The 25,014-nt window shown below is 43.0% G+C and carries 25 protein-coding genes; 24 read left to right on the top strand and 1 reads right to left on the bottom strand.

Going from position 1 to position 25,014, the window contains the following annotated elements:
• Nucleotides 1–16: 16 nt before the first annotated feature.
• Complete coding sequence (gene holA / locus P22_RS01005; RefSeq protein WP_054258342.1) at nucleotides 17–1,057, top strand: DNA polymerase III subunit delta; 1,041 nt, start codon at nucleotides 17–19, stop codon at nucleotides 1,055–1,057.
• A gap of 48 nt (nucleotides 1,058–1,105) precedes the next feature.
• Here holA and rpsT read toward each other — a convergent pair whose 3' ends face one another.
• On the bottom strand, nucleotides 1,106–1,372 hold the full coding sequence (gene rpsT, locus P22_RS01010) for a 30S ribosomal protein S20 (protein ID WP_054258343.1): 267 nt from the start codon (nucleotides 1,370–1,372) through the stop codon (nucleotides 1,106–1,108).
• Nucleotides 1,373–1,575: 203 nt separating this feature from the next.
• Between rpsT and gpr the strand changes: the two genes are divergently transcribed.
• From gpr to P22_RS01125, 23 genes are all read left to right on the top strand, one after another.
• Nucleotides 1,576–2,553 carry a GPR endopeptidase gene (gpr, locus tag P22_RS01015; protein WP_235814508.1) on the top strand — a complete coding sequence of 326 codons (978 nt, stop codon included), beginning with the start codon at nucleotides 1,576–1,578 and terminating at the stop codon, nucleotides 2,551–2,553.
• Nucleotides 2,554–2,750: 197 nt separating this feature from the next.
• Nucleotides 2,751–3,827, top strand: a complete 1,077-nt coding sequence (spoIIP, locus tag P22_RS01020; protein ID WP_235814509.1) for a stage II sporulation protein P — start codon at nucleotides 2,751–2,753, stop codon at nucleotides 3,825–3,827.
• 23 nt (nucleotides 3,828–3,850) lie between these two features.
• Nucleotides 3,851–4,270 (top strand): hypothetical protein, encoded by a 420-nt coding sequence (locus P22_RS01025; RefSeq protein ID WP_172675791.1) that lies wholly within the window; start codon nucleotides 3,851–3,853, stop codon nucleotides 4,268–4,270.
• 103 nt (nucleotides 4,271–4,373) lie between these two features.
• Entirely contained in the window at nucleotides 4,374–6,170 is a 1,797-nt protein-coding gene (gene lepA, locus P22_RS01030) for a translation elongation factor 4 (RefSeq protein ID WP_054258347.1), read from the top strand.
• A gap of 5 nt (nucleotides 6,171–6,175) precedes the next feature.
• Nucleotides 6,176–7,318: a radical SAM family heme chaperone HemW gene (hemW, locus tag P22_RS01035; RefSeq protein ID WP_054258348.1), complete on the top strand. Its 1,143-nt coding sequence runs from the start codon at nucleotides 6,176–6,178 to the stop codon at nucleotides 7,316–7,318.
• A 105-nt stretch (nucleotides 7,319–7,423) separates the two neighbouring features.
• Nucleotides 7,424–8,452: a heat-inducible transcriptional repressor HrcA gene (hrcA, locus tag P22_RS01040; RefSeq protein ID WP_054258349.1), complete on the top strand. Its 1,029-nt coding sequence runs from the start codon at nucleotides 7,424–7,426 to the stop codon at nucleotides 8,450–8,452.
• 52 nt (nucleotides 8,453–8,504) lie between these two features.
• Nucleotides 8,505–10,088, top strand: coding sequence for a TCP-1/cpn60 chaperonin family protein (locus P22_RS01045; protein WP_054258350.1), 1,584 nt, complete (start codon nucleotides 8,505–8,507; stop codon nucleotides 10,086–10,088).
• The gene (grpE, locus tag P22_RS01050) at nucleotides 10,036–10,695 is read left to right on the top strand and encodes a nucleotide exchange factor GrpE (protein ID WP_235814510.1); all 660 of its coding nucleotides are present in this window, start codon (nucleotides 10,036–10,038) and stop codon (nucleotides 10,693–10,695) included. The genes P22_RS01045 and grpE overlap by 53 nt, the downstream gene beginning before the upstream one ends.
• A gap of 37 nt (nucleotides 10,696–10,732) precedes the next feature.
• Nucleotides 10,733–12,571 carry a molecular chaperone DnaK gene (gene dnaK, locus P22_RS01055; protein WP_054258351.1) on the top strand — a complete coding sequence of 613 codons (1,839 nt, stop codon included), beginning with the start codon at nucleotides 10,733–10,735 and terminating at the stop codon, nucleotides 12,569–12,571.
• Between the two features lie 26 nt (nucleotides 12,572–12,597).
• Nucleotides 12,598–13,740, top strand: a complete 1,143-nt coding sequence (gene dnaJ / locus P22_RS01060) for a molecular chaperone DnaJ (protein WP_054258352.1) — start codon at nucleotides 12,598–12,600, stop codon at nucleotides 13,738–13,740.
• A gap of 57 nt (nucleotides 13,741–13,797) precedes the next feature.
• Nucleotides 13,798–14,736 carry a 50S ribosomal protein L11 methyltransferase gene (gene prmA / locus P22_RS01065; RefSeq protein WP_054258353.1) on the top strand — a complete coding sequence of 313 codons (939 nt, stop codon included), beginning with the start codon at nucleotides 13,798–13,800 and terminating at the stop codon, nucleotides 14,734–14,736.
• A 1-nt stretch (nucleotide 14,737) separates the two neighbouring features.
• Nucleotides 14,738–15,472: a 16S rRNA (uracil(1498)-N(3))-methyltransferase gene (locus tag P22_RS01070; protein WP_054258354.1), complete on the top strand. Its 735-nt coding sequence runs from the start codon at nucleotides 14,738–14,740 to the stop codon at nucleotides 15,470–15,472.
• Between the two features lie 2 nt (nucleotides 15,473–15,474).
• Nucleotides 15,475–16,776 carry a tRNA (N(6)-L-threonylcarbamoyladenosine(37)-C(2))-methylthiotransferase MtaB gene (gene mtaB, locus P22_RS01075; RefSeq protein WP_054258355.1) on the top strand — a complete coding sequence of 434 codons (1,302 nt, stop codon included), beginning with the start codon at nucleotides 15,475–15,477 and terminating at the stop codon, nucleotides 16,774–16,776.
• A 103-nt stretch (nucleotides 16,777–16,879) separates the two neighbouring features.
• A complete protein-coding gene (locus P22_RS01080; RefSeq protein ID WP_054258356.1) occupies nucleotides 16,880–17,227 on the top strand; it encodes a histidine triad nucleotide-binding protein in 348 nt (115 codons plus the stop codon).
• 95 nt (nucleotides 17,228–17,322) lie between these two features.
• Nucleotides 17,323–17,502 carry a 30S ribosomal protein S21 gene (gene rpsU / locus P22_RS01085; RefSeq protein ID WP_054258357.1) on the top strand — a complete coding sequence of 60 codons (180 nt, stop codon included), beginning with the start codon at nucleotides 17,323–17,325 and terminating at the stop codon, nucleotides 17,500–17,502.
• Nucleotides 17,503–17,525: 23 nt separating this feature from the next.
• Entirely contained in the window at nucleotides 17,526–17,978 is a 453-nt protein-coding gene (locus P22_RS01090) for a GatB/YqeY domain-containing protein (RefSeq protein ID WP_054258358.1), read from the top strand.
• A gap of 83 nt (nucleotides 17,979–18,061) precedes the next feature.
• Entirely contained in the window at nucleotides 18,062–19,357 is a 1,296-nt protein-coding gene (locus P22_RS01095; protein ID WP_054258359.1) for an NfeD family protein, read from the top strand.
• A 16-nt stretch (nucleotides 19,358–19,373) separates the two neighbouring features.
• A complete protein-coding gene (gene floA / locus P22_RS01100) occupies nucleotides 19,374–20,378 on the top strand; it encodes a flotillin-like protein FloA (RefSeq protein ID WP_054258360.1) in 1,005 nt (334 codons plus the stop codon).
• Between the two features lie 2 nt (nucleotides 20,379–20,380).
• Nucleotides 20,381–20,743, top strand: coding sequence for a hypothetical protein (locus tag P22_RS01105; RefSeq protein ID WP_054258361.1), 363 nt, complete (start codon nucleotides 20,381–20,383; stop codon nucleotides 20,741–20,743).
• A gap of 101 nt (nucleotides 20,744–20,844) precedes the next feature.
• Nucleotides 20,845–22,371, top strand: coding sequence for an ATP-binding protein (locus tag P22_RS01110; RefSeq protein ID WP_054258362.1), 1,527 nt, complete (start codon nucleotides 20,845–20,847; stop codon nucleotides 22,369–22,371).
• Nucleotides 22,372–22,503: 132 nt separating this feature from the next.
• Nucleotides 22,504–22,782 carry a sporulation protein YqfC gene (yqfC, locus tag P22_RS01115; protein WP_054258363.1) on the top strand — a complete coding sequence of 93 codons (279 nt, stop codon included), beginning with the start codon at nucleotides 22,504–22,506 and terminating at the stop codon, nucleotides 22,780–22,782.
• Nucleotides 22,772–23,992, top strand: coding sequence for a sporulation protein YqfD (yqfD, locus tag P22_RS01120; protein WP_054258364.1), 1,221 nt, complete (start codon nucleotides 22,772–22,774; stop codon nucleotides 23,990–23,992). Before yqfC ends, yqfD begins: the two co-directional genes overlap by 11 nt.
• Before the next feature lie 23 nt (nucleotides 23,993–24,015).
• Complete coding sequence (locus tag P22_RS01125; protein WP_054258499.1) at nucleotides 24,016–25,002, top strand: PhoH family protein; 987 nt, start codon at nucleotides 24,016–24,018, stop codon at nucleotides 25,000–25,002.
• Nucleotides 25,003–25,014: the final 12 nt, after the last annotated feature.

Consider the following 25,014-nt stretch of genomic DNA (forward strand, 5'->3'; position numbering starts at 1 on the left):
AAGTTGGAGGGGTAGAATGCAGCATAGTCAATTATTAGAAAACATAGCAGCCGGTCAGATAAGTTCTATTTATCTTCTATATGGCGAGGAAACTTTCTTGACCAGTCAGTTGGAACATGCCATTATCAATCAGATATTGCAGCCTGAAGATCGGGAAAGCAATTTGATTATTCTGGACACCGATCCCAAACCGCAGGATTTGGTTACCCTGGTGGAAGCGGTCCCGTTTATTGGCGAGAAAATTATTGTCGTTATCCATAATACCTTATTATTTAGAGCACAAAGACAGGACAAAGATACTGGTCATGACGCCGGTCAAACTGATGCGACTTTACTGAAGATATTCGGTAATATGCCGGAAACGGCTTGTCTTATATTAACGACGCCGGAAAAAGTTGATAAACGCCGTAAATTATACAAAGTTATTGAGAAACATGGTGTGATTTTTGAAGCAACCCCCTTTAAGCCATGGGACAGTAAAGGAATAGGCACATGGATTCGGAGCAGGCTCAAGGAAATGAATGCTAGGATGTCTTCTGATGCACTCGAATATTTATTGATGCTGGTAGGCAACATGAGCAGGGTATCACTGGACTTTTTGAATTCGGAACTGGAAAAGACTGTTCTTTATACAGATAACAAACCGATAAGCCTCCGGGATCTTGAACGTATTCTGGCAGCCATACCGGAATTGTCTGTGTTTGCCATGACTGAAGCGGTGGGGCAAAAGCAGGTATCGAAAGCGTTGGAGCTAATGACCAAACAGCTGGAAGCCGGCGAGCACCCCATTAAGTTAATTGGGCTTCTTGCCCGGGAAATACGTGTATTATGGCAGATAAAAGAAATGATCTTTCAAGGCTACAGTGTGCAAAGAATTGCAAGCAGCTTGGGCTTGTCACCGTATATTGCAGAGAAAAAAATGAAACAGAGCCAGCGGTTCACTGTGAACAACCTTCAGCGGACGTTATTGTCACTGGCACAGGCTGATATTGATTTCAAGTCAGGCCGGACTGATCGAACCATTTTGGAGCAAATTATTATTGAATTGTGCCGATAACGACAGACATAAAAAAACCCTGTCCATTTGATGGATAGGGTTTTTAACCTATTCAGCTGCTGCGTTAACTTTACGGGCTAAACGGGACTTCTTGCGGGCCGCAGCATTTTTATGAATAATGCCTTTGGCAACCGCCTTATCAATCGTGCTGCTGGCTTTGGTCAGGAGAGTTTTAGCTTCGTCAGCTTTGCCGGTATGTACAGCTTCAGCCACTTTGCGGATAGCACTTTTCACAGTTGATTTTACAGCAAAATTTTTTGCGCGTCTTTCGGCATCTGTTTTAACACTACGTTCAGATGATTTAATATTTGGCAAGTGTTTCACCTCCTTTGACCATTTTACCTAAAATAGTGTAGCACGAATCAGGAGCAAAATCAAGACAGAATTATTCGTTTGCTGGTTAAGCGCAAGCTCCTCAGAAAAATCGTATAGGAAAATAGGTTGCCGACCATAATACTGATAAAAATTAAAATGGTAGCTATTTATGATTATGGATAAATAATTGGCGGGAGGCAACCATGATGGACATGAATACGACGATTTCCGTACGTACAGATTTGGCGTTGGAAGCGCAGGAAATGCTAAACCGGAGTGTGGAAGAGAAAATACCGGGATTGTTAGTGGAAACGGCAGAACAGGAGGAGGCGGTTATTACGCGTGTAACGGTCAGCTCTGCGCAGGCGGCGGAGCTGATGGGCAAAGCAAGAGGAAAATATATTACTATTGAAGCACCAGGACTGCGGTATAAAAATACATTGCTTCAAGAAAAAATAATGAATTTTTTAGCCACGGAATTATCGGTTTTACTCAATTTGCCGCAACACGCCACTGTTTTAGTGGTAGGCTTGGGTAACTGGCAAATCACTCCTGACGCACTTGGGCCGAAGGCGGTGGAAAAAGTTGTAGTTACACGTCATTTACAAGAACTGTTATCTCCAGAACTGAAAGGCGGTGTACGATCGGTTTGTGCAATTGCGCCTGGTGTTTTAGGAATAACCGGCATGGAGACTGCGGAAATTGTTCATGGGATTGTACAAAAAATCAGGCCGGACGCAGTCATTGCTATTGATGCGTTGGCTGCTGCTTCCAGCCAGAGGGTGATTACTACTGTCCAGCTTTCTAATACGGGAATTCATCCGGGATCGGGAGTGGGCAATAAACGCTTTGGCTTGACCCCGGAGTCGTTACAGGTTCCGGTTATTGCCATTGGTGTACCTACAGTTGTTCATGCCGCTACTATAGCAATGGATACGATTAATGCCATGCAGGAACATGCGGCTTTTGCCAGATACCTTAAAAGTATGGAACGGTTGTCGGAAGAGGAGCGTCATACTATTGTTCGGCAGGTGCTTCCGCAGGCGCTCGGTGATCTTATGGTTACACCCAAAGAAGTGGACCGCCTTATTGATGATATTTCCGATGTGGTGGCAGGAGGAATAAATCAAGCGATGCATCCGAATATTGACTATGCCAATATTCATCGTTATTTACATTAAAGTTCAACTCTATTTAGAAAGTTTTGTACTAAGCGGGTGCCTGACAAGCATATATATAGGACGTGCTGAAATTGTACATAAAAAGTTTGCTGCGTACGAAGATGAATGGCTGATGTATGGAGTAAACATTGTGCAAAAGCATTTCATAAATAATGCGGGTACGCTTAGGCAACTGACCAAGTTGCCGGCAGGAGGAAATGATGTTATCAAGACGGCAGCGGCATCGTTCAGTTACAAAATTACAAAACAAGTATTTACTTATTGGGTTGACTGTAGTTTTAATGAGCATGGCGGTCATTTCAACCGCTTTAAGTGAAAAAGCAGCAGTTCCGGCTCTTGCCGGGCAGGTGCGCTTGTCTGGACAAGAATTATCAATGGTTTTGCCTACCTGGCAGGAACTTTTATTTTCAGGTGTACCCGGTCTGCAAACGGTTGCCGAAAAACGACCGCTGCCTCGGTTTGATATGGAGCAATTTGGTATAAACCTATTTCAAGTCTTTACTTCTATTGATCTAGGCGATATGCGGTCGCTTATAACCTCGGAAATACCGGTGTTAGCCAGTGTAAAAAATGGAAACCTTCCTGTCAGTTCGAAACCGGTCGCTATTTTACCCAATTTGAAAACGGCAGGAATTGCCGATACCGGAAAACCCTTAATCGGGATATACCATACTCATACGGCAGAGTCCTATATCCCTACTTCAGGAGTGGCACACAAACCGGGCGGGCAGATTGGTGATATTGTGGGTGTGGGACAGGCATTAGTTCAACAGATGGCAAAATATCAGATTACGGCGATCCAAAGCAATACCATTCATGATTATCCAAGTTTTATGAAAGCTTACGGACCATCCGAAATAACTGCAAAAAAAATGCTGGAAGAAAATCCTTCGATTCAAATGATTTTTGATATACATCGAGATGCGCAAAAACGTGAAAATACCACAGTTGTCATTAACGGAAAAGAAGCGGCAAAAATTATGATTATTGTTGCTACCGGGCAGCCGGATTTAGTTCAGCCGCATTGGCAGGAAAATCATGCATTTGCCAAGTTGATTGATTCAAAATTGAATCAGCATTATCCCGGATTATCCAGGGGAATTCAACTGGTGGAATGGCGTTATAATCAGCATCTTCATCCCCGGGCTTTATTACTAGAAGTAGGCTGTCAGGAAAACAGTCTGGAAGAGGCTACACGGAGTATGGAAATGCTTGGCGATGTACTGGCCGAAATTATAGCGGAAAATAAATTGCAGCAGGGAAATACGCAGTAATTTTTTACTATTGAGGTGACGGTATGCACCACATGCATCGGTCGGAAGCCAGAATTGTTTTTCGAGGTTTAGCCGCTTTATTCATTGTCATAGTTTTAGGTGTAAATATAGCGGAGATGCAGCTTAACAGGCTTACACAAAAACAAAGTACGGTGCAGGCATTTAACATCCAGTGTCAGGAGACAGGAAAATATTTCCTCTATTTTTTGGGAAATCAATATAGTATCCAATCGGTGTATCCGATTGCCGGAATCAGTAATAGTGAAAAAGAGATCGTCCTCAGTATATATCATGACAGAATATCGCTGCCGACATGTGTTTCTATGGATGCCACGGCACTATTCTCCGGACTCAACATAATTGCAAGACAATGTACGGATGAAATATTACAGGCCAAGACAGCCTGTGAGAGATATCTAGCGGAATTACGGCAAAAATTCTAATCCTTTTACCGGCTTTAACGACACGTCTCTAAAGGTAATACTTGCAGGAGCAAGGCAGGCGATGATATAATTTTACAAGTATTACATCAGAGGAGAGTCCTGCATGAAGCTAGAAAACATCAGAAATTTTTCAATTATTGCACATATAGATCACGGCAAATCAACCTTAGCTGACCGGCTTTTAGAATATACCGGCGCTTTGTCCGCACGTGAAATGGAAGATCAGGTTCTGGATCAGATGGAACTGGAACGCGAACGGGGGATAACCATTAAAGCACAGGCAGTCAGATTGGAATATATTGCTGAAAATGGCGAAAAATATATGCTGAATCTCATTGATACCCCGGGGCATGTAGACTTTACTTATGAGGTATCTCGTAGCCTTGCCGCTTGTGAAGGTGCTCTGCTGGTGGTAGATGCCGCACAGGGAATAGAGGCGCAGACCCTGGCCAACGTGTACCTGGCATTAGAACACGATTTGGAAATTGTACCGGTGATTAATAAGATCGATTTGCCCAGTGCGGATCCGGAAAAAGTAAAGCAGGAAATTGAGGATGTAATTGGCTTGGATGCTTCGGAAGCAGTATTGGTCAGTGCGAAGACCGGACTTGGAATTGGAGAGGTTTTGGAAGCCGTTGTAAAGAAGATTCCCGCTCCTAGGGGGAATAGTGATGATCCCCTCAGCGCTTTGATTTTTGATTCCCATTTTGATCCCTACAAAGGAGTTATTGCCTATGTCCGTGTCATCAGTGGAAAAATTATTCCGGGAATGAAAATTAAAATGATGGCAACCGACAAGGTTTTTGATGTTACGGAGGTTGGCATCTTTCGGCCGTTTCTTGCCAATGTTGATATTTTAGAGGCCGGTCAGGTTGGCTTTCTGGCGGCCAGCATCAAAAATGTTAAGGATGCCAGAGTGGGAGATACCATTACCGGTGCAGACCGCCCGGTTGGACATCCGCTGCCTGGCTACCGGAAAATTAATCCAATGGTATACTGTGGATTGTACCCTGTTGACAGCGCTGATTATGAAAACCTGCGTGATGCACTGGAAAAACTGCAGTTAAATGATGCTGCGCTGGTGTTTGAACCCGAAACATCAATTGCATTAGGATTTGGTTTTCGCTGTGGTTTCCTGGGTCTTTTGCACATGGACGTTATTCAGGAACGCCTGGAGCGGGAATATAACCTAACACTGATTACCACGGCACCCAGTGTTATTTTTAAGGTAACCAAAACCGATGGAGAAGTAGTAAGCATTGATAATCCTTCACGGCTGCCTACACCACAGGAAATTGACCATATAGACGAACCTTATGTGAGAGCGACCGTGATTGTACCCAAAGATCATGTAGGGGCGGTCATGGAATTGTCACAGGAAAAACGCGGCGATTTTAAGGATATGAAATATCTGGATCCGACGCGTGTTATGCTGACTTATCATTTACCACTCAGCGAAATTATCTATGATTATTTCGACCGTCTCAAATCCTCGACGCGCGGCTATGCTTCCCTTGACTATGAACTAATTGGGTATCAGACTTCGCAACTGGTAAAATTGGACATTCTTCTAAACGGCGATCCGGTAGATGCTTTGTCCAATATTGTTCACCGCGACAAGGCACAATACCGGGGCCGACAATTGGCGGAAAAACTTAAGGAAATTATTCCTCGACAGATGTTTGAGATCCCCATTCAGGCGGCGATCGGCAATAAGGTGATTGCCAGAGAGACGGTACGTGCCTTGCGTAAAGACGTGCTGGCCAAATGCTATGGCGGTGATATTTCCCGTAAACGCAAACTTTTGGAAAAGCAAAAAGAAGGTAAAAAACGCATGAAACAAGTTGGCAGTGTGGATATACCGCAAGAAGCTTTTATGGCCATATTAAAAATGGATTAGAGATCATGAACCTGGGGTTATATATCCATATACCATTTTGCCGGAAAAAATGTTTTTATTGTGATTTTCCTTCTTCTGTTGTTTCCGAAGCTGTTTATGCCGACTATGTTAATGCCTTATGCAGGGAAATAGCGATACGGCAAAAAAATATGCCGGAGGCGGTTCTCGATACCGTGTTTATCGGCGGGGGGACGCCGACTGTGCTTAGTGCCGGGCAGTTAGCTAGTATTCTCGGTTGCCTGCAGGCACATTTTCTCTTTACTAACCAAACAGAAATAACGATTGAAGCCAATCCCGGAACGGTAAATAGGGAAAAGCTGGCCGTTTTAAAAGCAGCAGGAGTTAACCGAATTAGCTTTGGTGTACAGTCATTTTCCGGAGATATTTTGCGGCAAATCGGCAGGATTCATTCCGGAGCAGAAGCTGTTGAAGCCATTATGAACGCCAGGGAAGCAGGTATCAGCAACATCAATATTGATTTAATGTACGGTTTGCCAGCTCAACACATCACGGATATAATGGATAGTATCCAGAAGGCCATCGAACTTGGCGTGCGGCACATGTCGGTTTACGGTCTGCAAATTGAGGAAGCAACACCTTTTGCTAGGCTGGAATCACAGGGTTTACTGCAACTACCCAGTGAAGAAGAAGAAGCTGCCATGTATGAATTTGTGACCCGTTTTTTACCTGAACAAGGCTATCAACGGTATGAAATTTCCAATTATGCAGTACAGGATGCAAAATGTTGTCATAATTTAAAATACTGGCATTATCAGCCGTATTTAGGCCTGGGAGCGGCAGCTCATTCCTTTTTTGACGGGCGCAGGACGGCCAATACGGCGGATATAAAAAAATATATTAACGCTCTGCAGGGACAGAATGCTGTTTTGCCGGTGGGCTTTGCCGAGAAACTGGATAGAGAGACAGCTATGGCGGAGTTTATGTTTTTAGCTTTGCGCACAACTGAAGGCTGTGCCTGGCAAGCTTTTTATGACTATTTTCATATGGATTTTTTTATAAAATATAAGGAGATAATTGAGACCTTTTCCCAAAAAAAACTTCTGGAGGTAACGGCAACAGGGATACGGCTTACCTCTTTAGGGATGCAATATGGCAATACGGTTTTCAGCTCTTTTTTGCCGGATTGAGGGGAAATAATCTAAGCATCTTGACAGTTGGCTAAAGGAGTGGTATTTTTTTATATAGATATTAGCACTCTATGAAGTAGAGTGCTAACAACAGGAGGTGGAATCATGTTAGATGAGCGCAAACGCAAAATTCTGCAAGCGATAATTGACGATTATATTTCCACCGCTGAACCGATTGGTTCGAGAACCATTGCGCGTAAGTATGACTTGGGGGTAAGTCCTGCTACTATTAGAAATGAAATGGCCGATCTTGAATTGCTGGGGTATATTGAACAGCCGCATACTTCTTCCGGTCGTGTACCTTCTGTCAAGGGCTACCGGTTTTATGTGGACTGTTTGATGGAACCGTTAAGCTTATCTAAACATGAAGTTGCTTTAATCAATAACTGGTATCAGGCAAAGGTGCAGCGTATTGATGAAGTATTCCAGGAGACTGCCAAAATTATTTCACGCATGACCCGGAATATTTCCATGGTATTGGCGCCGCAATTGTCCCCATGTATTTTTAAATATATTCAATTTTTACCGCTTGATGAATATCGGGTTATTTTGGTTATTGTGACCGATACCGGGTTCGTTGATAATAAAATCATGAATATACCGGACGGTATTGTATTTGAAGATTTGCAAAAAATAGCGGACAGTATTAACGCCCGTCTTGGTGGCTTATCTTTTGACAGGATACAGACTTCCGTTTTAAAGGAAATACAGCAGACTATCTTACCGGGAACGGATTTACTGGAAACTGCTCTGGCTAATATCAAAAAGGCATTATTTGTCGAAAAAAATGAAAAACTATATTTAGGCGGCACTACCCAGATGTTAAAACAGCCTGAGTTTCGCAATATCGATAAAATTCAGGGCTTGCTGACTATGCTTGAAGAGGAGCGCCTGCTTTGTGATATTCTGCAGAAGAAGGATGAAGACGGTGTTATTATAACTATCGGGCAAGAGAATAAATATAGTGGTATTCAGGATTGCAGTGTCGTTCAGGCCACCTACCGGATAGACGGTCAGATTGTTGGGACTGTTGCTGTTTTGGGGCCGACCAGGATGGAGTATCGTAAAATTATTAGTATTCTTGATTTTATGCACAAACATCTGGGTGAAATACTGGTTAAGTATAAAGCCTAAGTTTCAATTGCTATGGCGGGCAATCCGTTTTGGACATAGGGGGAACATGTGCATGAATTTAAAACCGGCTGGAAGTGGAGCGGACATAGATGAAAGATTGTCGGCATTGACGACCAACACGAATGCGGTGCGAGCCGTTACGGCCGCTATTGAAAGAACGATTGGGCCTAAAGGTCTGGATACAATGCTGGTAGACCGCCTAGGGAATGTCATTATAACCAATGACGGTGTTACTATTTTAGATAAAATGGATGTAAATCATCCTGCTGCCAAAATGTTGATTAATATTGCCAAGGCGCAGCAGGAAGAAGTAGGAGACGGAACTACGACAGCGACGCTGCTTGCCGGACGGCTGGTTGATGAGGGATTAAATCAGGTATTGCGGGGAGTTCCGGTAGCCCGGGTAATTGAAGGAATTAATTATGGAATTGGGCAAGCTATACAGGCCATACACAGTTATAGTAGAAATATCACTGCTGTTGATGATCCCGTAGTAAAGCGAATCGCCATGATTGCCGGGCGTGAACATGAAGATATTGCGGAACTTGTAGTACGGGCTGCTCAGCTTATTGGCTTTGAAAAATTGCAGGATACACATTTTAAATTATCAGAGATCATTACAGCGGAAGAAGGGGCTGATAATGAGGTTTTTATGGGAGTTGTCATCAATAAAGAACGAATGAATCAAGAAATGCCTAAAAAGCTTACGGATGTTAAAGTTTTAATTATTGATGATGCACTTGAACCGGAGAGAATCAGTGATGAGGCTTTGAGCACCGAAACTGGTTTCAGGCGTTATGTGGAACTGCAGGATGAGTTTAAGGCAAATATTCGTAAAATAATTGCTCTTGGTATTCAATTTGTTTTGGTGGATCGTGGTGTTCATAGCGATGCCGAAGAATTGCTGACTGATGCCGGAGTGATGGTAGTGCAGCGGGTTGCTGCAAAGGAACTGCGGCGTGTAGCTGAGCATAGCGGAGCAAGAATGCTTAAACGGACCGGTTTAAAGAAGGCTTTAGACGATCTTGAAAAATACATAGGATATGCAGAAACCGTATATGAAGATAAAAAGCTGGAACAGGTGCGTATGCTGGGCGGGAAGGGGAAGCCGATGGCGACAATCCTGGTTGGGGCAGCAACCGAAGAAGTGGTGGGAGAACGGGAGCGAATTGCCAGGGATGCTGCTTCCAGCGTACAGGCTGCAATCAGGGGAGGCTATGTAGCTGGTGGCGGCTCGATAGAGATTGCGGTAGCCCGTTTAGTGGATCAAGCCCGCGTCAGTACCAAGGGTATGGCGGCTTATGGCCTGGATTGTGTAGTGAATGCACTGAAACAGCCTTTATCGCAGATTGTAGATAATGCGGGGTACAATCCGCTGGAAAAGGTGGAAGAGGTAATTACCGCACAGGAAACCCGACAAAAAGAATCGCTGGGAATTGACTGTGATACCGGAAAGGTTGCCGATATGCTGGCATTGGGAGTGGTTGATCCTGTTCCGGTAAAACTTCATGCCATTAAGGTTGCGGGAGAAGTGGCAACAGCTATTTTACGAATTGATACCATTATTAAAATGAAGGAAACGGATGGCGGTACTGCTGTTGCTGATTGTAAAACGGCTGCACTGCCGGGAGTTTAACTATTTAGGTGAGGTGAATGAAGTGGCAGAAACTATGGAGAAAATAAATCAGGAGGAAAATAAATTCACTGAGCAAACAGAGGTAAATGAAGAGACAGCCAGTCAGAATGAAGAGACAGCAGATTTACCGGAAAATTCCGAACTGGAAAAACTAAGAATAGAGCTTAGTGAAAAAGAGGCATTGCTTAATGAGCAAAGTGAACGGTTTAAGCGTTTACAGGCTGATTTCGAAAATTTTAAAAGGCGTACCCGCCAGGAAAAAGAAGAATTGTCTAATATTATGGCTCAAAATATAGTCTATGATATTCTACCGGTACTGGATAATTTCGAGAGAGCCTTACAGAATGCGAATACAGACGATGCCGCAGGATTTTTGTCCGGGATTCAGATGATTCATCGTCAGTTCACAGATGTCATGGAAAAAATTGGCCTAACTCCTATTGAAGCGCTGGGTAAACAGTTTGATCCGCAGCATCATGAAGCTGTCATGAGTGTTGAAGATGCTGAACAACTGGATGGAATGATCTTGGAAGAATTGCAGAAAGGTTATATTGTGCGCGGGAAGGTTATCCGCCCAAGTATGGTTAAGGTTGTTAATAATTCGTAAGAATTGTATAGATATTAATTTTTAGGAGGAATTAACTATGGGAAAAGTTATTGGGATAGACCTTGGTACAACGAACTCAGTCGTTGCAGTAATGGAAGGCGGGGAGCCGGTAGTTATTGCCAATGCGGAAGGCAGTAGAATTACTCCATCCGTTGTGGGCTTTTCGAAGACCGGTGAACGGTTAGTCGGTCAGTTGGCAAAACGCCAGGCCGTTTCTAATCCGGACCGGACTATCAGTTCGATCAAACGGCATATGGGAACAACATATAAAGTAAAAATAGATGAAAAAGAATACAGCCCCCAGGAGATTTCAGCCATGGTGCTGCAAAAACTGAAAGCAGATGCGGAAGCGTATTTGGGAGAAACGGTATCGCAGGCGGTAATTACCGTTCCTGCATATTTTAGCGATAGTCAGCGGCAGGCTACCAAAGACGCGGGCACTATTGCCGGATTGGAAGTACTGCGGATTATCAATGAGCCTACAGCTGCTGCGCTGGCATATGGTTTAGACAAGGGTGAAGATCATACCATTCTAGTTTTTGACTTGGGTGGAGGTACTTTCGACGTTTCTATTTTAGAATTGGGTGACGGCGTTTTTGAAGTTAAGGCAACCAATGGCAATAACCGATTAGGCGGCGATGATTTTGACGAACGTATTATGAACTGGCTGATCGCTGAATTTAAAAAAGAGACGGGTATTGATTTGTCCAGTGACCGTATGGCAGCACAGCGGTTGCGTGAAGCCGCCGAAAAAGCAAAAATCGAATTGTCCGGTGTGCTAACGACTAATATTAATCTGCCATTTATTACTGCGGATCAAAGTGGTCCTAAACATATGGATATCAGTTTAACCCGGGCCAAATTCGAGGAATTGACCGCTGATTTGGTGGAAGCTACCATGGGACCTACCCGGCAAGCTATGTCCGACGCTGGACTGCAGCCCAAAGATATTCATAAAGTTATTTTGGTTGGTGGTTCGACCCGTATCCCGGCCGTACAGGAAGCAATTAAAAAATTCTTGGGTACAGAACCGCATCGCGGTGTCAACCCGGATGAATGCGTTGCCATCGGTGCTGCCATTCAGGCAGGTGTTTTGGTCGGTGATGTAAAAGATGTTTTACTTTTGGATGTAACACCGCTGTCTTTAGGTATTGAAACCCTTGGCGGTGTATTTACCAAAATTATTGAACGTAATACAACCATTCCAACCAAAAAAAGCCAGATTTTTTCCACTGCGGCTGATAATCAGCCTTCTGTAGACATTCATGTTTTGCAGGGCGAACGGGAAATGGCCAGCTATAATAAAACACTTGGCAGATTCGAATTATCGGATATTCCGCCGGCTCCCCGTGGCGTACCGCGTATTGAAGTTACTTTTGACATTGATGCCAATGGTATTGTGCATGTATCGGCCAAGGACATGGGCACAGGTAAAGAACAAAAGATCACCATCACTTCTTCCGGCGGAATGGATAAAGAGGATATTGAACGTATGGTAAAAGAAGCGGAAGCGCATGCCGCTGAAGATAAAAAACGCAAAGAAGAAGTAGAGGTACGCAATAACGCTGACTCGTTGGTCTATCAGGCGGAAAAGACAGTTAAGGAAATGGGTGACAAGGCCGATAAAACATTAGTTGATAAAGTGAAAGCAGCGGCTGATAAGTTGAAAGAAACGCTTAAAGGCAGTGATATTGAAAAAATAAAAGCAGATACAGAAGAACTCACCAAGCCTTTATATGAATTAACTTCAGCTGTATACAGCCAAGCCAGCCCGGAACAGGGGGCACCGGCGTCTGGGCCCAGTGAAGGGACAAAGTCCGGAGATGAAAAGATTGTCGATGCTGAATATAAAGTAATGGATGATGACAAGAAATAAAATAAATAGCTGTAGGATGGTGTAAAGTGAGCAAAAAAGATTATTATGAATTGCTGGGTGTATCGAAATCAGCATCCGAAGACGAAATAAAAAAAGCATTTCGTAAACTAGCCCGCAAGTACCATCCTGACGTCAATCGTGATAATCCTAAGGAAGCGGAAATTAAATTTAAAGAAATAAATGAAGCTTATGAGGTATTATCCGATCCCCAGCGCCGAGCGCAGTATGACCAATTTGGCCATGCTGCGTTCGATGGTGCCCGGGGTGGTGGTCCTGGTGGAGATTTTGGGTTTGGCGCCAGTGGTGGATTTTCCGATATATTTGATATGTTTTTTGGAGGCCAGTCGGGGTTCGGTTTTGGCGGGCGACAGTCCGGGCCGGAAAAAGGAGCAGATTTACGTTATGATCTGGAAATTGCATTTGAGGAAGCGGCCTTTGGAATTGAGAAAGAAGTTCAAATACCGCGTACCGAAGAGTGTGTGACTTGTAAAGGGTCAGGGGCTGCTCCGGGAACCCATCCCGAGACCTGCCCGCAATGCAAAGGTACCGGACAGGTACAGGTCATGCAAAATACGCCTTTTGGCCGAATGGTCAATGTGAAGACTTGTGAACGTTGCCATGGTGAAGGGAAAATTGTTCCAAATCCTTGTCGGGATTGTCACGGGCGCGGAAAAGTGCGCACAAAACGCAAAATTAAAATCAAAGTTCCTGCCGGCGTAGACAATGGTTCTCGTTTACGTATGGCACATGAGGGGGAAGCCGGAACGCGCGGCGGCCCACCTGGGGATTTATATGTATATATTTTTGTAAAATCGCACAAACTGTTTTCCCGGGAGGGCAGTGAGGTAATCTGCGAGGTACCGATCAGTTTTGTCCAGGCCTCTCTGGGGGATGAAATTGATGTACCTACGCTGGACGGTAAGGTGAAATTGCGTATTCCTGAAGGAACACAGTCAGGTACTATTTTCCGTTTAAAAGATAAGGGAATTCCTCATTTGCGAGGCAATGGACGCGGTGATCAGCATGTCAGGGTCAAGGTTTTGACTCCACAAAAATTGTCTGAGCGGCAGAGGTCTTTACTGCAAGAGTTTGCCAAGCTGGATGGAGAAAATGTTAACCCCGAGCAAAAGAATTTTTTTAAAAAAGTGAAAGATGTTTTTGGGGTGTAAAGCGGCCTATCGTAGTAACGGCATCATAGCTTGTGCCGGTAAAAAAGGGGCGGTAATATGAAATGGGCTGAAATCAGCATCCAGACTACTCATGAGGCTACTGAAGCCGTAGCGAATATTTTCCATGATTTAGGAGCAAGCGGCGTTGTGATTGAGGATCCCGAACTGATTAATGTATATCGGCGGAGCGGTGCCTGGGACTACTGTGATATCCCGGAAGAGACAGATATTGAAACTGTTACGGTAAAAGCATATCTGACCATGGATGAAGAACTGGACGCAAAGCTGTCTGTCTTTGAAGCACGAGTCAATGAATTGATTAAACATAATCTGGATAAAGGTAAAGGAGCGATTCACTGCCGGGAGGTTCAGGAAGAAGATTGGGCATCTGCCTGGAAGGAATATTTTCATCCCACCCGGATCAGTGATAAAATTATTATAAAACCTTCCTGGGAAGAGTATACGGCTGTTCCTGATGATATTGTTATTGAACTGGATCCCGGGATGGCTTTTGGCACAGGAACACATTTTACCACGATGATGTGCGCACAATGTCTGGAGGAAATTGTAAAACCGGGTGATGTGGTGTTCGATGTTGGCACCGGTTCCGGTATTCTTTCTATAGTAGCAGCTAAGCTTGGTGCCGGCAGCGTTCAGTCCGTAGACTTGGATCAGGTGGCGGTGCGTGTTGCGGCTGAAAATATTAAAATTAATGATGTTCAAGATACTGTCAACGTAGTTCAAGGTGATTTGCTGGCCGGGGTAACCGGTCAGGCCGATGTAATCGTTGCGAATATTATTGCGGATATTATCATTCATTTAATACAAGATATTCCGGGAAAGCTTAAGGATGATGGCTACTTTATTGCAAGCGGAATTATTGGAGAGCGGGTTTCTGACGTGACGGCTGCGGTGTTGGCACATAATTTTATTGTTGAAAAAGTCGTTGAAAATGGTGGATGGGTGGCAATGGTAATCCGAAAGAGAGGCGTTTAATATGCGCCGCTTTTTTCTTAATGCCGCATTAGCGGCAAATATGGTCATTGAAGGCAGCGACGTCGATCATATCTGTCGCGTTTTACGGATGAAGTCCGGAGATAAAATAATCGTAGTTGATTACAAGGGGAAAGCGGGCATTGCTGAAATACAACAAGTGACCGTTACTTCGGTTACACTGAAGTTAAAAGAGCAGCTTGCAGAAGACCGCGAGCCGGATATTAAAGTTTGTCTCGTACAGGGGCTGCCCAAAGGCGATAAAATGGATTATATTGTGCAAAAAGCGGTTGAACTAGGCGTAGACAGGATTATTCCGATGATTTCTAAACATGTTGTTGTCCGTTATGATGACCAGAAAAAGGCGCAACGAGTCATTCGGTGGCAAAAAATTGCCGTTGAAGCGTCCAAGCAATGCGGACGTTTCTGCGTGCCGACAGTGGAACCTATCCAGGATATGTCTGAAATAATGAAAAAGACCGCTGGAGGCAGTGAAGTACTGGTGCTGTATGAGGGAGAACAAGGACAGGGCCTAAAACAGGTCCTGCTATCACAGCAAGTTCTTTCTTATACACTGATAGTCGGTCCGGAAGGTGGTTTTGCACCAGAGGAAATTTCCGGCTGGCAGCAGAAAAAAGCTTCTATTGTTACATTGGGATCCCGAATTTTACGAACAGAAACAGCATCTTTGGCGGCAGTATCGATTGTCATGTATGAATGCGGTAATTTAGGAGGCTGATCATGCCATATGTTGCATTTACAACCTTGGGTTGTAAGGTTAATCAATATGAAACCGAAGTTATGGAGGGCCTGTTTCAGGCCGCACACTATACGATTGTTGATTTCCAGGATTTTGCTGATGTTTATGTCATTAATACCTGTTCGGTTACGCATTTGGGCGAAAAAAAATCGCGGCAGCTTATTCGCAAGGCAATAAAGACCAATCCAGAGGCTCTTATTGCCGTCACAGGATGTTATGCCCAGGTTTCGCCTGAAGAAGTGGAAGCCATTGAAGGTGTTGATGTGATTATAGGTACCAGAGAACGGCAACGTATTGTTCAACTGATTGAAGAAGCAGCGCGAAACAAATCTAAAATCAATATTGTCAGTGATATAATGAAGCCTTCGGTGTTTGAAGACATACCTCTGGAGAGATTACCGGTTCGCACGCGTGCCTTTTTGAAGATTCAGGACGGATGCACTAATTTTTGTACTTATTGCATTATTCCCTATGCCCGCGGTCCGCTTAAATCCCGGCCTTTGTCAAGTGTTCGACAGGAAGCGTTAAAACTTATTCATGCCGGCTTTAGGGAAATTGTTCTGACCGGAATTCATTTAGGAGCATACGGTAGGGACAGCGCGAGTCACGATGTCACTTTAGCCGCTGCGGTTAAAGCCGTTCTGGAATTGGAAGGGCTGGATCGTTTACGCCTTGGCTCATTGGAATCACTGGAGGTGGAGGATGAATTAATCTATCTGATGAAAAAAAATCCAAAATTCTGCCGCCATTTACATCTTCCCTTGCAAGCGGGTAGCGATTCGGTGCTTAGAGCGATGAACAGACATTATACTACGGCTGAGTACCAAAGGCTTATCAACAATATCCGCACTGCGGTTCCGGATATTGCCGTTTCGACTGATATTATTGTCGGCTTTCCCGGTGAGACCAACGACATGTTTAAAGAAACGTTACATTTTGTTGAAAAGATGAATTTTGCTAAAATGCATATTTTCCCTTATTCTCGACGAAAAGGAACAACGGCTGCAGATTATGCCGGTCAAGTCCCTGACGAGGTGAAAAAGAACCGTGTGCAAACAATGCGTGAGGTAGCAGATAAAAAAAGCAATGAATATATCCGGTCATTTATCGGCAAGGACATGCAGGTTTTATTCGAAGAAGTCCATAATGATGTTGTCGATGGATTAACCGGTAATTATATACGGGTATATACAAAAAATTCCGGAGAGATCGTTCGAAAGTTATGCCAGGTTCGTTTCGAAGCCATATATAATGACGGCCTGTGGGGAACCGTTATTGATTAATTACAGGTCTTTTCTTTAAGGTGGGAGGATATCAAAGAAAAAGACAGAATAAAGGAATATAGACATACAAAAACTATAGGTGTTCTTGGAGAGGAGGTGCTGTATGCAAAACGAATGTATTTTTTGTAAGATAGCCACAAAACAAATACCTGTGGAGCCAATTTATGAAGATGAGCAGGTTATTGCTTTTCCTGATATCAATCCGGCTGCGCCAGTTCATGTTTTGCTTATCCCTAAAATGCATATTGATCACCTTCTGGCGGTAAAGCCGCAAGACAGTGCGATATTGGCCCGGCTTTCCGCTGCAATTCCCAAGATTGCCGCTAAACTAGGTTTGACTGATGACGGATTCCGTGTGGTTATCAACACCAAGAAAAACGGCGGTCAAACGGTGCATCATTTGCATTATCATATTCTTGGCGGAAGATCCATGAATTGGCCGCCAGGTTAATATTGACAGTATACATGATTTTATTGTATAATGTTTAGGTGTATATAGACGTAATACACTTCCCCGTAATGGTCAAGTGGAGGGAGGGAGATCAGATGTCAGAAGTCAAAGTAGGAAAAAATGAAACAATTGATAGTGCACTCCGCAGATTCAAACGTACTTGTCAAAAGGCGGGAACTCTTGCCGAAGTTAGAAAACGTGAGCATTATGAAAAACCTAGCGTAAGGCGCAAGAAAAAGTCCGAAGCGGCACGTAAACGCAAATTTAAAGCATAAAGTAACGTTTCGGGGGTATTTACATGTCTCTTAAGGATAAACTAGCAGAAGATATGAAGCAGGCCATGAAAGATCGGGAAGCAGGCAAGGTTCAGCTTTCGGTTATCCGTATGGTGCGTGCCAATATAAAAAATGTTGAGATTAATTACAAAAAAGAACTTTCCGATAGTGAAGTTCTGGATGTTATAGCTAAAGAAGTAAAGATGCGTCGTGATGCAATGGAAGAGTTCCAAAGGGGAAATCGGCCGGATTTGGTAGATAACCTGGAAAAAGAAATTGACGTTCTGATGCAATATCTTCCTCAACAGCTAGATGAGAATGAAGTTCGTGCATTAGTGACTGAAGCTATTGCTCAAACAAATGCTACTAGTCCGAAGGATATGGGAAAAGTAATGTCTAATCTCATGCCCAAGGTTAAGGGGCGTGCAAATGGTAAGTTGATTAATTCTATAGTAAAAGAGTTACTTAATCAGTAAAACAGAATCCGGTACATTATAGTGCCGGATTTTAATGTTATCCGGCACTAATAAGAAAAGCAGTTGAAGATAGGAGCAGGATCATGCGTACGGTTATAGCTGCAGTTATACTGTGTGCGGTATTTATTTTCAGTCAGTCGGTATGTTCAGCCCAGGAAAGACCTGCTGTATTGGTTATTTCTATAAAAGGCGAAATCAATGAGGCACAAGTAGCACTTTTGAATCGTGCATTGTCTGAAACAAGGGATAAGCAGGTAGACGCCGTGATTCTTGAAATTGATACATTCGGTGGATTGGTTGACTCAGCGGTCAAGCTGAGGGACATGATTGTCGAGGCAGCCATACATACTAAAACCATTGGCTATGTTAAAAACCGGGCCTGGTCTGCGGGGGCGCTAGTCACTCTTGCCCACCAAAATATCGTTATGGCCGAAGGAGGAAGTATTGGTGCTGCCGAACCAATCCCAGCCACAGAAAAAAATATTTCCGCATTAAAGGCTGAATTTGCAGCCACAGCTAAAAAAAATGGACGTAATCCCCGGATAGCCGAAGCTATGGTAGATAAGACGACCGGAATTCCCGGATATACTGAAGCGGGGCAAATTCTCTCTCTGGCCGATTATCAGGCCGTGCAGCTTGGTTATGCAGATGTAATTGCTTCTGAACGCGGAGCCGTATTAGCGCATTATGGTTTGGAAAATAGCGATGTAATCGAATATAATCTAAATTGGAAAGATAATTTAGCAGGTTGGCTAGGGTCGTCTGCTGGCCGCGCATTATTGCTTACAATATTGTTTTTAGCAATTTTAATTGAATTGAAGACAGCCGGAACCGGTATTGCCGGGATCATTGCAATTTTGGCAGCTCTTTTGTTTTTTACCGGACAGTGGCTGCTGGGTCTGGCAAGCTGGCTGGAAATCATGATTTTTCTTGTCGGTGTAATACTAATAACAGGAGAACTATTCTTTTTAGGGACGGGGATACTGGCTGCGGCCGGTGTTTCTTGTATTTTTGCCAGCCTGTTTTTAGCTTTAGGTGCCGATACGCAGGCTGTTCAGGCGATTCTCTTTAGTTTAGCAACTGCCTTAGTATTATTTTTCTTCTTGGCCAAGCAGCTGTCTACCAGTTCCTTATGGAAAAAGTTGATGCTTAAGGAAACGGAGACAAGTCAGGAAGGGTTTGTCAGCGGGCCGGATTATACTATTTATCAGGGAAAAATCGGTATAACGGTAACAAAACTTCGTCCGGCGGGAGTTGTTGAAATTGAGGGGGTTTGGGTTGATGTCATCTCAGAAGGGGTTTTTGTGGATGAGGGTGTTAAAGTCAAGGTAACGGGTACTGACAGCAACCGTGTGGTTGTTCGTCCGATTGCCGATTAAAAAAGGAGAGGATAGAATGCTGTCATTAATAGGACCTTTGTTTTTCCTGATGCTGATTGTTATCGGGATTGGTGTGTTTTTACATTTTGTTCCCCTTGGTTTGTGGATATCGGCCATGGCGGCCGGTGTTCACGTCGGGATTTTCACCTTGATTGGCATGCGGTTGCGTCGTGTGCCACCGGCTCAGATTGTTTTGCCGTTGATTAAAGCAAACAAGGCCGGTTTGGATGTAAATGTGAACCAATTGGAAGCACACTACTTAGCCGGAGGCGATGTTGATAAGGTTATTGATGCGCTGGTTGCTGCACATCGGGCTCAGATTCCCCTGCCTTTTGAAAGATCAGCTGCCATTGATCTGGCGGGCCGTGATGTGCTGGAAGCTGTGCAAATGAGTGTTAATCCTAAAGTAATTGAAACACCCATCGTTTCTGCCGTGGCTAAAAACGGTATTGAATTAAAAGTTAAAGCACGTGTAACCGTTCGGGCCAATATTGATCGGTTGGTTGGGGGGGCCGGTGAAGCTACCATTATAGCCAGGGTTGGTGAAGGGATTGTTACCACGGTTGGTTCATCCGCTGATCATAAAGATGTTTTGGAGAATCCCGACCACATATCAAGAACCGTATTGTCAAAAGGGCTGGATGCCGGCACAGCTTTTGAAATATTGTCTATTGATATTGCCGATGTTGATGTTGGACGCAATATCGGCGCAGAACTTATGACAGATCAGGCTGAAGCGGAAAAACGTATTGCACAAGCCAAGGCGGAAGAACGAAGGGCTATGGCAGTTGCCCAGGAACAGGAAATGAAGGCTTTTACCCAGGAAATGCAGGCAAAAGTTATAGAAGCACAGGCAGAAGTACCTCATGCTTTGGCGTTGGCTTTAAAAGAAGGGCGTATGGGAGTGATGGATTATTATAATATGAATAACGTCATTGCCGATACTCAGATGCGGGAAACGATTGGAAAAGTTGAACCGTTGCAAGTAGCTGGACAACCGGATAAAAACAAGGGAGAATAATTATGGATATTCTCTTACTGATTGTTTTTACCATAGCGTTGTATGTCCTTCCGGAACTTTTCCGACGTAAACGGCCTACTGAATACAAGTACCCGGACATACCGGAACCGGAGCCGCAACCGGACACTAAACCGGAAAAAACAGCCGAAGAGCCGATAATAAAGGATGAATTAATTAAGAATTGGGTGGTTGCTCCGAAAATAAAGGAACAGTCTATATTAATGTCTGATATGAAGAAAACAGAAAGTCTCCCCGTGGTACAAACCGAAAAGCTGGCTTATCCTATTTTGGTCAATGCCATGATTTATTCGGAAATATTACAGAAGCCACGTGCATACCGTCCTATTATGTATAAAAAGAGGTAATTATTAAAAATAACAGGGAAAATTACACCTGTTATTTTTTTTGTTTTTATATGCACAATAGTATTATGAATCTTATAAAAACAGAGAAAGGAGGCAAGTACATGACAGAATATAAGGGAAGACTTACCTATGCCAAGGGTACTTATGTAGAGTTTGTCGTCGCCCCTAATCAAGAGGTGGATTTTGGTGATATTTTAGTTGTTGAAGGTCAACATAATGAGCGATTTTATATCCGGGTTTATGATTTTAAAGTGAAATCACGCTGGTCGGGATTAAATGGAGTAGGTTATTTAATGAGTAAATTGGATGAAAACGGTCAGGTAGAAAATCAGGAAGATTTGGATTTTTATCTGGGTGGTAATCATACCGTGAAAATTGCCATGGCGGAACAGTTGTGTTATATCGATTCTACAGGACAATTATTAAATCCGAAAACCTGTCCGAACTTTTTTTGCGAAATTCATTCCCTAAGTAATAATGACAGTGCCTTGTTAGATGAACTAAAGGGAGATTTGGAAATTGGCTTATTAAAAACCGGTCGTAATGTTTTGAATTTACCTGTCGGAATTTATGGTACCAAAGCTATTCCTGAGCATATTGGCATATTTGGCACCACAGGATCGGGGAAAAGTAATTTAGTAAAAGTACTAGCTAGTTCGGCCATCCATAATAATAATTACGGCCTGTTAATTTTTGATGTTCATAATGAATATTACCAGGCTTTATCCATGCACCCACAGGTTAAGGAACGTCTTTTTGTTTATAATACGAATCCGGAAAATGAATATGTAACGAAACTAAAAATTAATTATGCCGAAATTGAACCGGAAGACATTTTAGCCTGTGGCAGTTTTACAGAAGCCCAATTCGATGCTTTATATAAAATGCAGACCATTTGGCAGGAAAACTGGATGAAATATGTTCTGGAATATGATACAACAGATTTAGTGGAAGAATTAGCGGGAAGTACAGGGCAAAAATTCAATTCCCGTACCGTTAATAAAATTAAAAGTGTTTGTTGGAATATCGAAAAAGAATTAAACATTGATGATCAGCAGTCTGTGATTTTGCAGCAAATTTTAGCAGAATTAGAAAAAGGAAATGTTGTATTAATCGAACTAAAAAATATTTCACCCGTTGGTGAACAGGCGCTTTCGACGTTGCTTTCGAAAAAACTTCTTCAATATTATTCGCGCAAGACGGAACAAGGCAAAGATGGAACTAAACCGATTATGATTATACTTGAAGAAGCACATCGTTTTCTGGGAAAAAAAGAAGTCGCCAGTAATAATGTGTTTGCCCGTCTGGTAAGTGAGGCCCGGAAGTTTAATTTGGGAATGTGTGTTATTGACCAGCAACCAAGATTATTGGCTGATAAGGTATTGTCCCAGCTTAATACCTTGTTTATTTTGGGGTTGGCATCCAAAGCAGACCGCAGCAAATTGGAAACTATGTGCCGGAAAGATATTTTACAGCAACGTAATGAAATCAAAAATCTGGATTGCGGTGAAATGATTTTGGCAACAAATTATATGAGATTTGCCGCTCCGGTAAAAATTCATAAATTTGAAAATTTTATTCAAAAATTCGATCCAGGTATCAGTTTAGCAGGAGCGATACAAATATAATGTGTATCTACAAAAAGGTATAGAACACGGTTCTATACTTTTTTGTTGTGTCATGACGAAAATTTGCCGGTGATACCTTATCCTGAATGAATTTCTGAATGAATGCATACATTTTTATATGGGGGGATAAGTATGGCAAATGGCAAAAAGGGACATTTACAGAAACTGGCCGGATTGCTGGAAATACCTCAAGATATTGTTATGGATTTACCCCGGATAACCATGTTGGGAAATAAACAATTGTTAATTGAAAATCATCGGGGAATTATTGAGTATACCCCCCTAGTTGTACGTATAAAACTCAATCAGGGTGAATTAATCGTAACCGGCAGTAATTTGGTGTTAGGAAATTTGCAAATGGAGCAGATATTCATTGAAGGTATTGTGGAGGCCATACGTTATGACACTTAATGTGCTGAACTATATAAATGGTCATGTTGTAATCCGCATTAGTGGCCCGATGCCGGAGCGATTTATTAATTTATGTACGGCCGAAGGGATATTTTTATGGGGGATAAAAAGTGAAGAACGCTCCTTATATGCTCACTTGCGGTTAAAAGATTTTTTCCGTATTAGAACTTTAGTACGAAAAAGCCGTAACACGATAAAAGTAATCGACTATGGCGGTTTCCCCTTTATTCTAAAAAAAATTAGACAACGCAAAATGATTGTAGTCGGTGTTTTGCTTTTTTTTATATTGCTTAATATCCTGTCTTCTTATATCTGGATTGTTGAGGTAACGGGTACTAAATCCATAACGCCGGAAACAGTCATGCAAATATCGGGTAAAAATGGACTGAAGGTGGGATTGCGTAAAGAAAAAGCCGATTTAGCGCAGATTGAAAAGGAGTTGATATTACAAATTCCACAGCTTGCCTGGGTAGGAATTCATTTTACCGGAACAAGAGCGGTCATTGAGGTGGTGGAAAAAACCATTCCGCAAGCAGAAGATAAACATCCGGCGGATATTGTAGCACAAAAAGACGGAATCATAACGGAAATTATTGTACTAAACGGACAACCTAACGTAAAGAAGGGGGATACTGTAAAAAGAGGAGAGGTGTTAATTCGGGGGGTTATTCCACTTTTACCGGAAGGAGATGGAAATGCTGTCCGGACGGAAAATGTAAAGCCTGCAGAATTAACAAGAGCCAAGGGGATTGTGAAGAGCCGGGTATGGTATGAAAGCTATGGGGAATCGGAAATGTCGGAACATAGTTATTCCAGAACGGGGCGGCGGGATATGGAAGTTAAGGTAAAAATCGGAACAAACCAGTTTATTTTAAAAAAAGCTCATCCTGACCAATATCCTATTTTCGAAGAAGAGACTATTCAGAAAAAGCTACCTGGCTGGAGGAATAGGGATTTACTTGTCGAATCTACTATAAGTATCTTTTATGAATTAAACGATTTGTATAAAGAATTTAGCTATGAAGAAGCTTGTGACAGGGCGAAAAACAAAGCTTTATCAGTGCTGCAGGCTTCAATGCCGGAAGGGGCACAGGTGTTAACCCGTGAGGTTACGGTAATTAATACGATGGACCCAGGAGTTGTCCGGGTAAAAGTGAGTATAGAAACAATTGAGGATATCGGTCAAAGCGTAAATATTTCCAGCTATTGAGGAGGAAATTCTTTTTGCAGCAAATACGTGAACAAGGTACGGATAATACGGAAAACCGGTTTAGCTTTAAGGATATTTCAGAAGCTACGGCTGTATTAGGACGCCATGATGAACATTTACGTGTAATTATTGAAAATTTTTCCGGACGTATAACAGCAAGAGGCGGCGAAGTGGTTATCAATGGTTCTGCCGGTGAAGTGGTAATGATTGCAAAATTATTTGAAGAACTCATCTACCTTTACCGTTTGGGAAACAATATTACTTTACAGGACGTAAAATATAGCATTCAAATGATAAAGGAAGAACAAGCTGATTTTTTGCATAAAATGTTTGGTGAAGTCATTGCAGTTACTTCACGGGGTAGGCAGGTACGCCCCAAGACGCGGGGACAGCAGTTCTATGTCGAAGCCATGCGCCATAATCACATTACTTTTGGAATAGGACCTGCCGGAACCGGGAAAACTTATCTTGCAGTTGCTATGGCAGTGTTTTCCTTAAAAAACAAAGAAGTAGAACGAATCATCCTAACCAGGCCAGCCATTGAAGCCGGAGAAAAACTGGGTTTTTTGCCCGGAGACTTGCAGGATAAGGTGGATCCGTATTTAAGACCGCTGTATGATGCGCTACAGGACATATTGGGGAACGACACTTTTCAAAAGTATATGTCGAAGAATATTATTGAAGTCGCTCCGCTGGCTTATATGCGAGGACGCACACTACACGATTCTTTTATTATTCTTGATGAAGCGCAAAACACGACACCACAACAGATGAAGATGTTTCTCACCCGTATGGGGTTTGGTTCTAAGATGGTGATAACCGGTGATATTACCCAGATTGATCTGCCTTATAACAGTGTTTCCGGGTTAAAACAGGCGCAAACCATTCTAAAAAATGTAGAGGGAATACAGATCATAACTTTTCATGAACAAGATGTCGTGCGGCACGAAATTGTGAACAGAATCATTAGGGCTTATGACAAGTACGAAAAGGGAGAGGGAATATCCTGATATTGGAGTGAG

Origin of the sequence: Propionispora sp. 2/2-37 (assembly GCF_001298735.1) — a bacterium.
GTDB lineage: Bacteria > Bacillota > Negativicutes > Propionisporales > Propionisporaceae > Propionispora.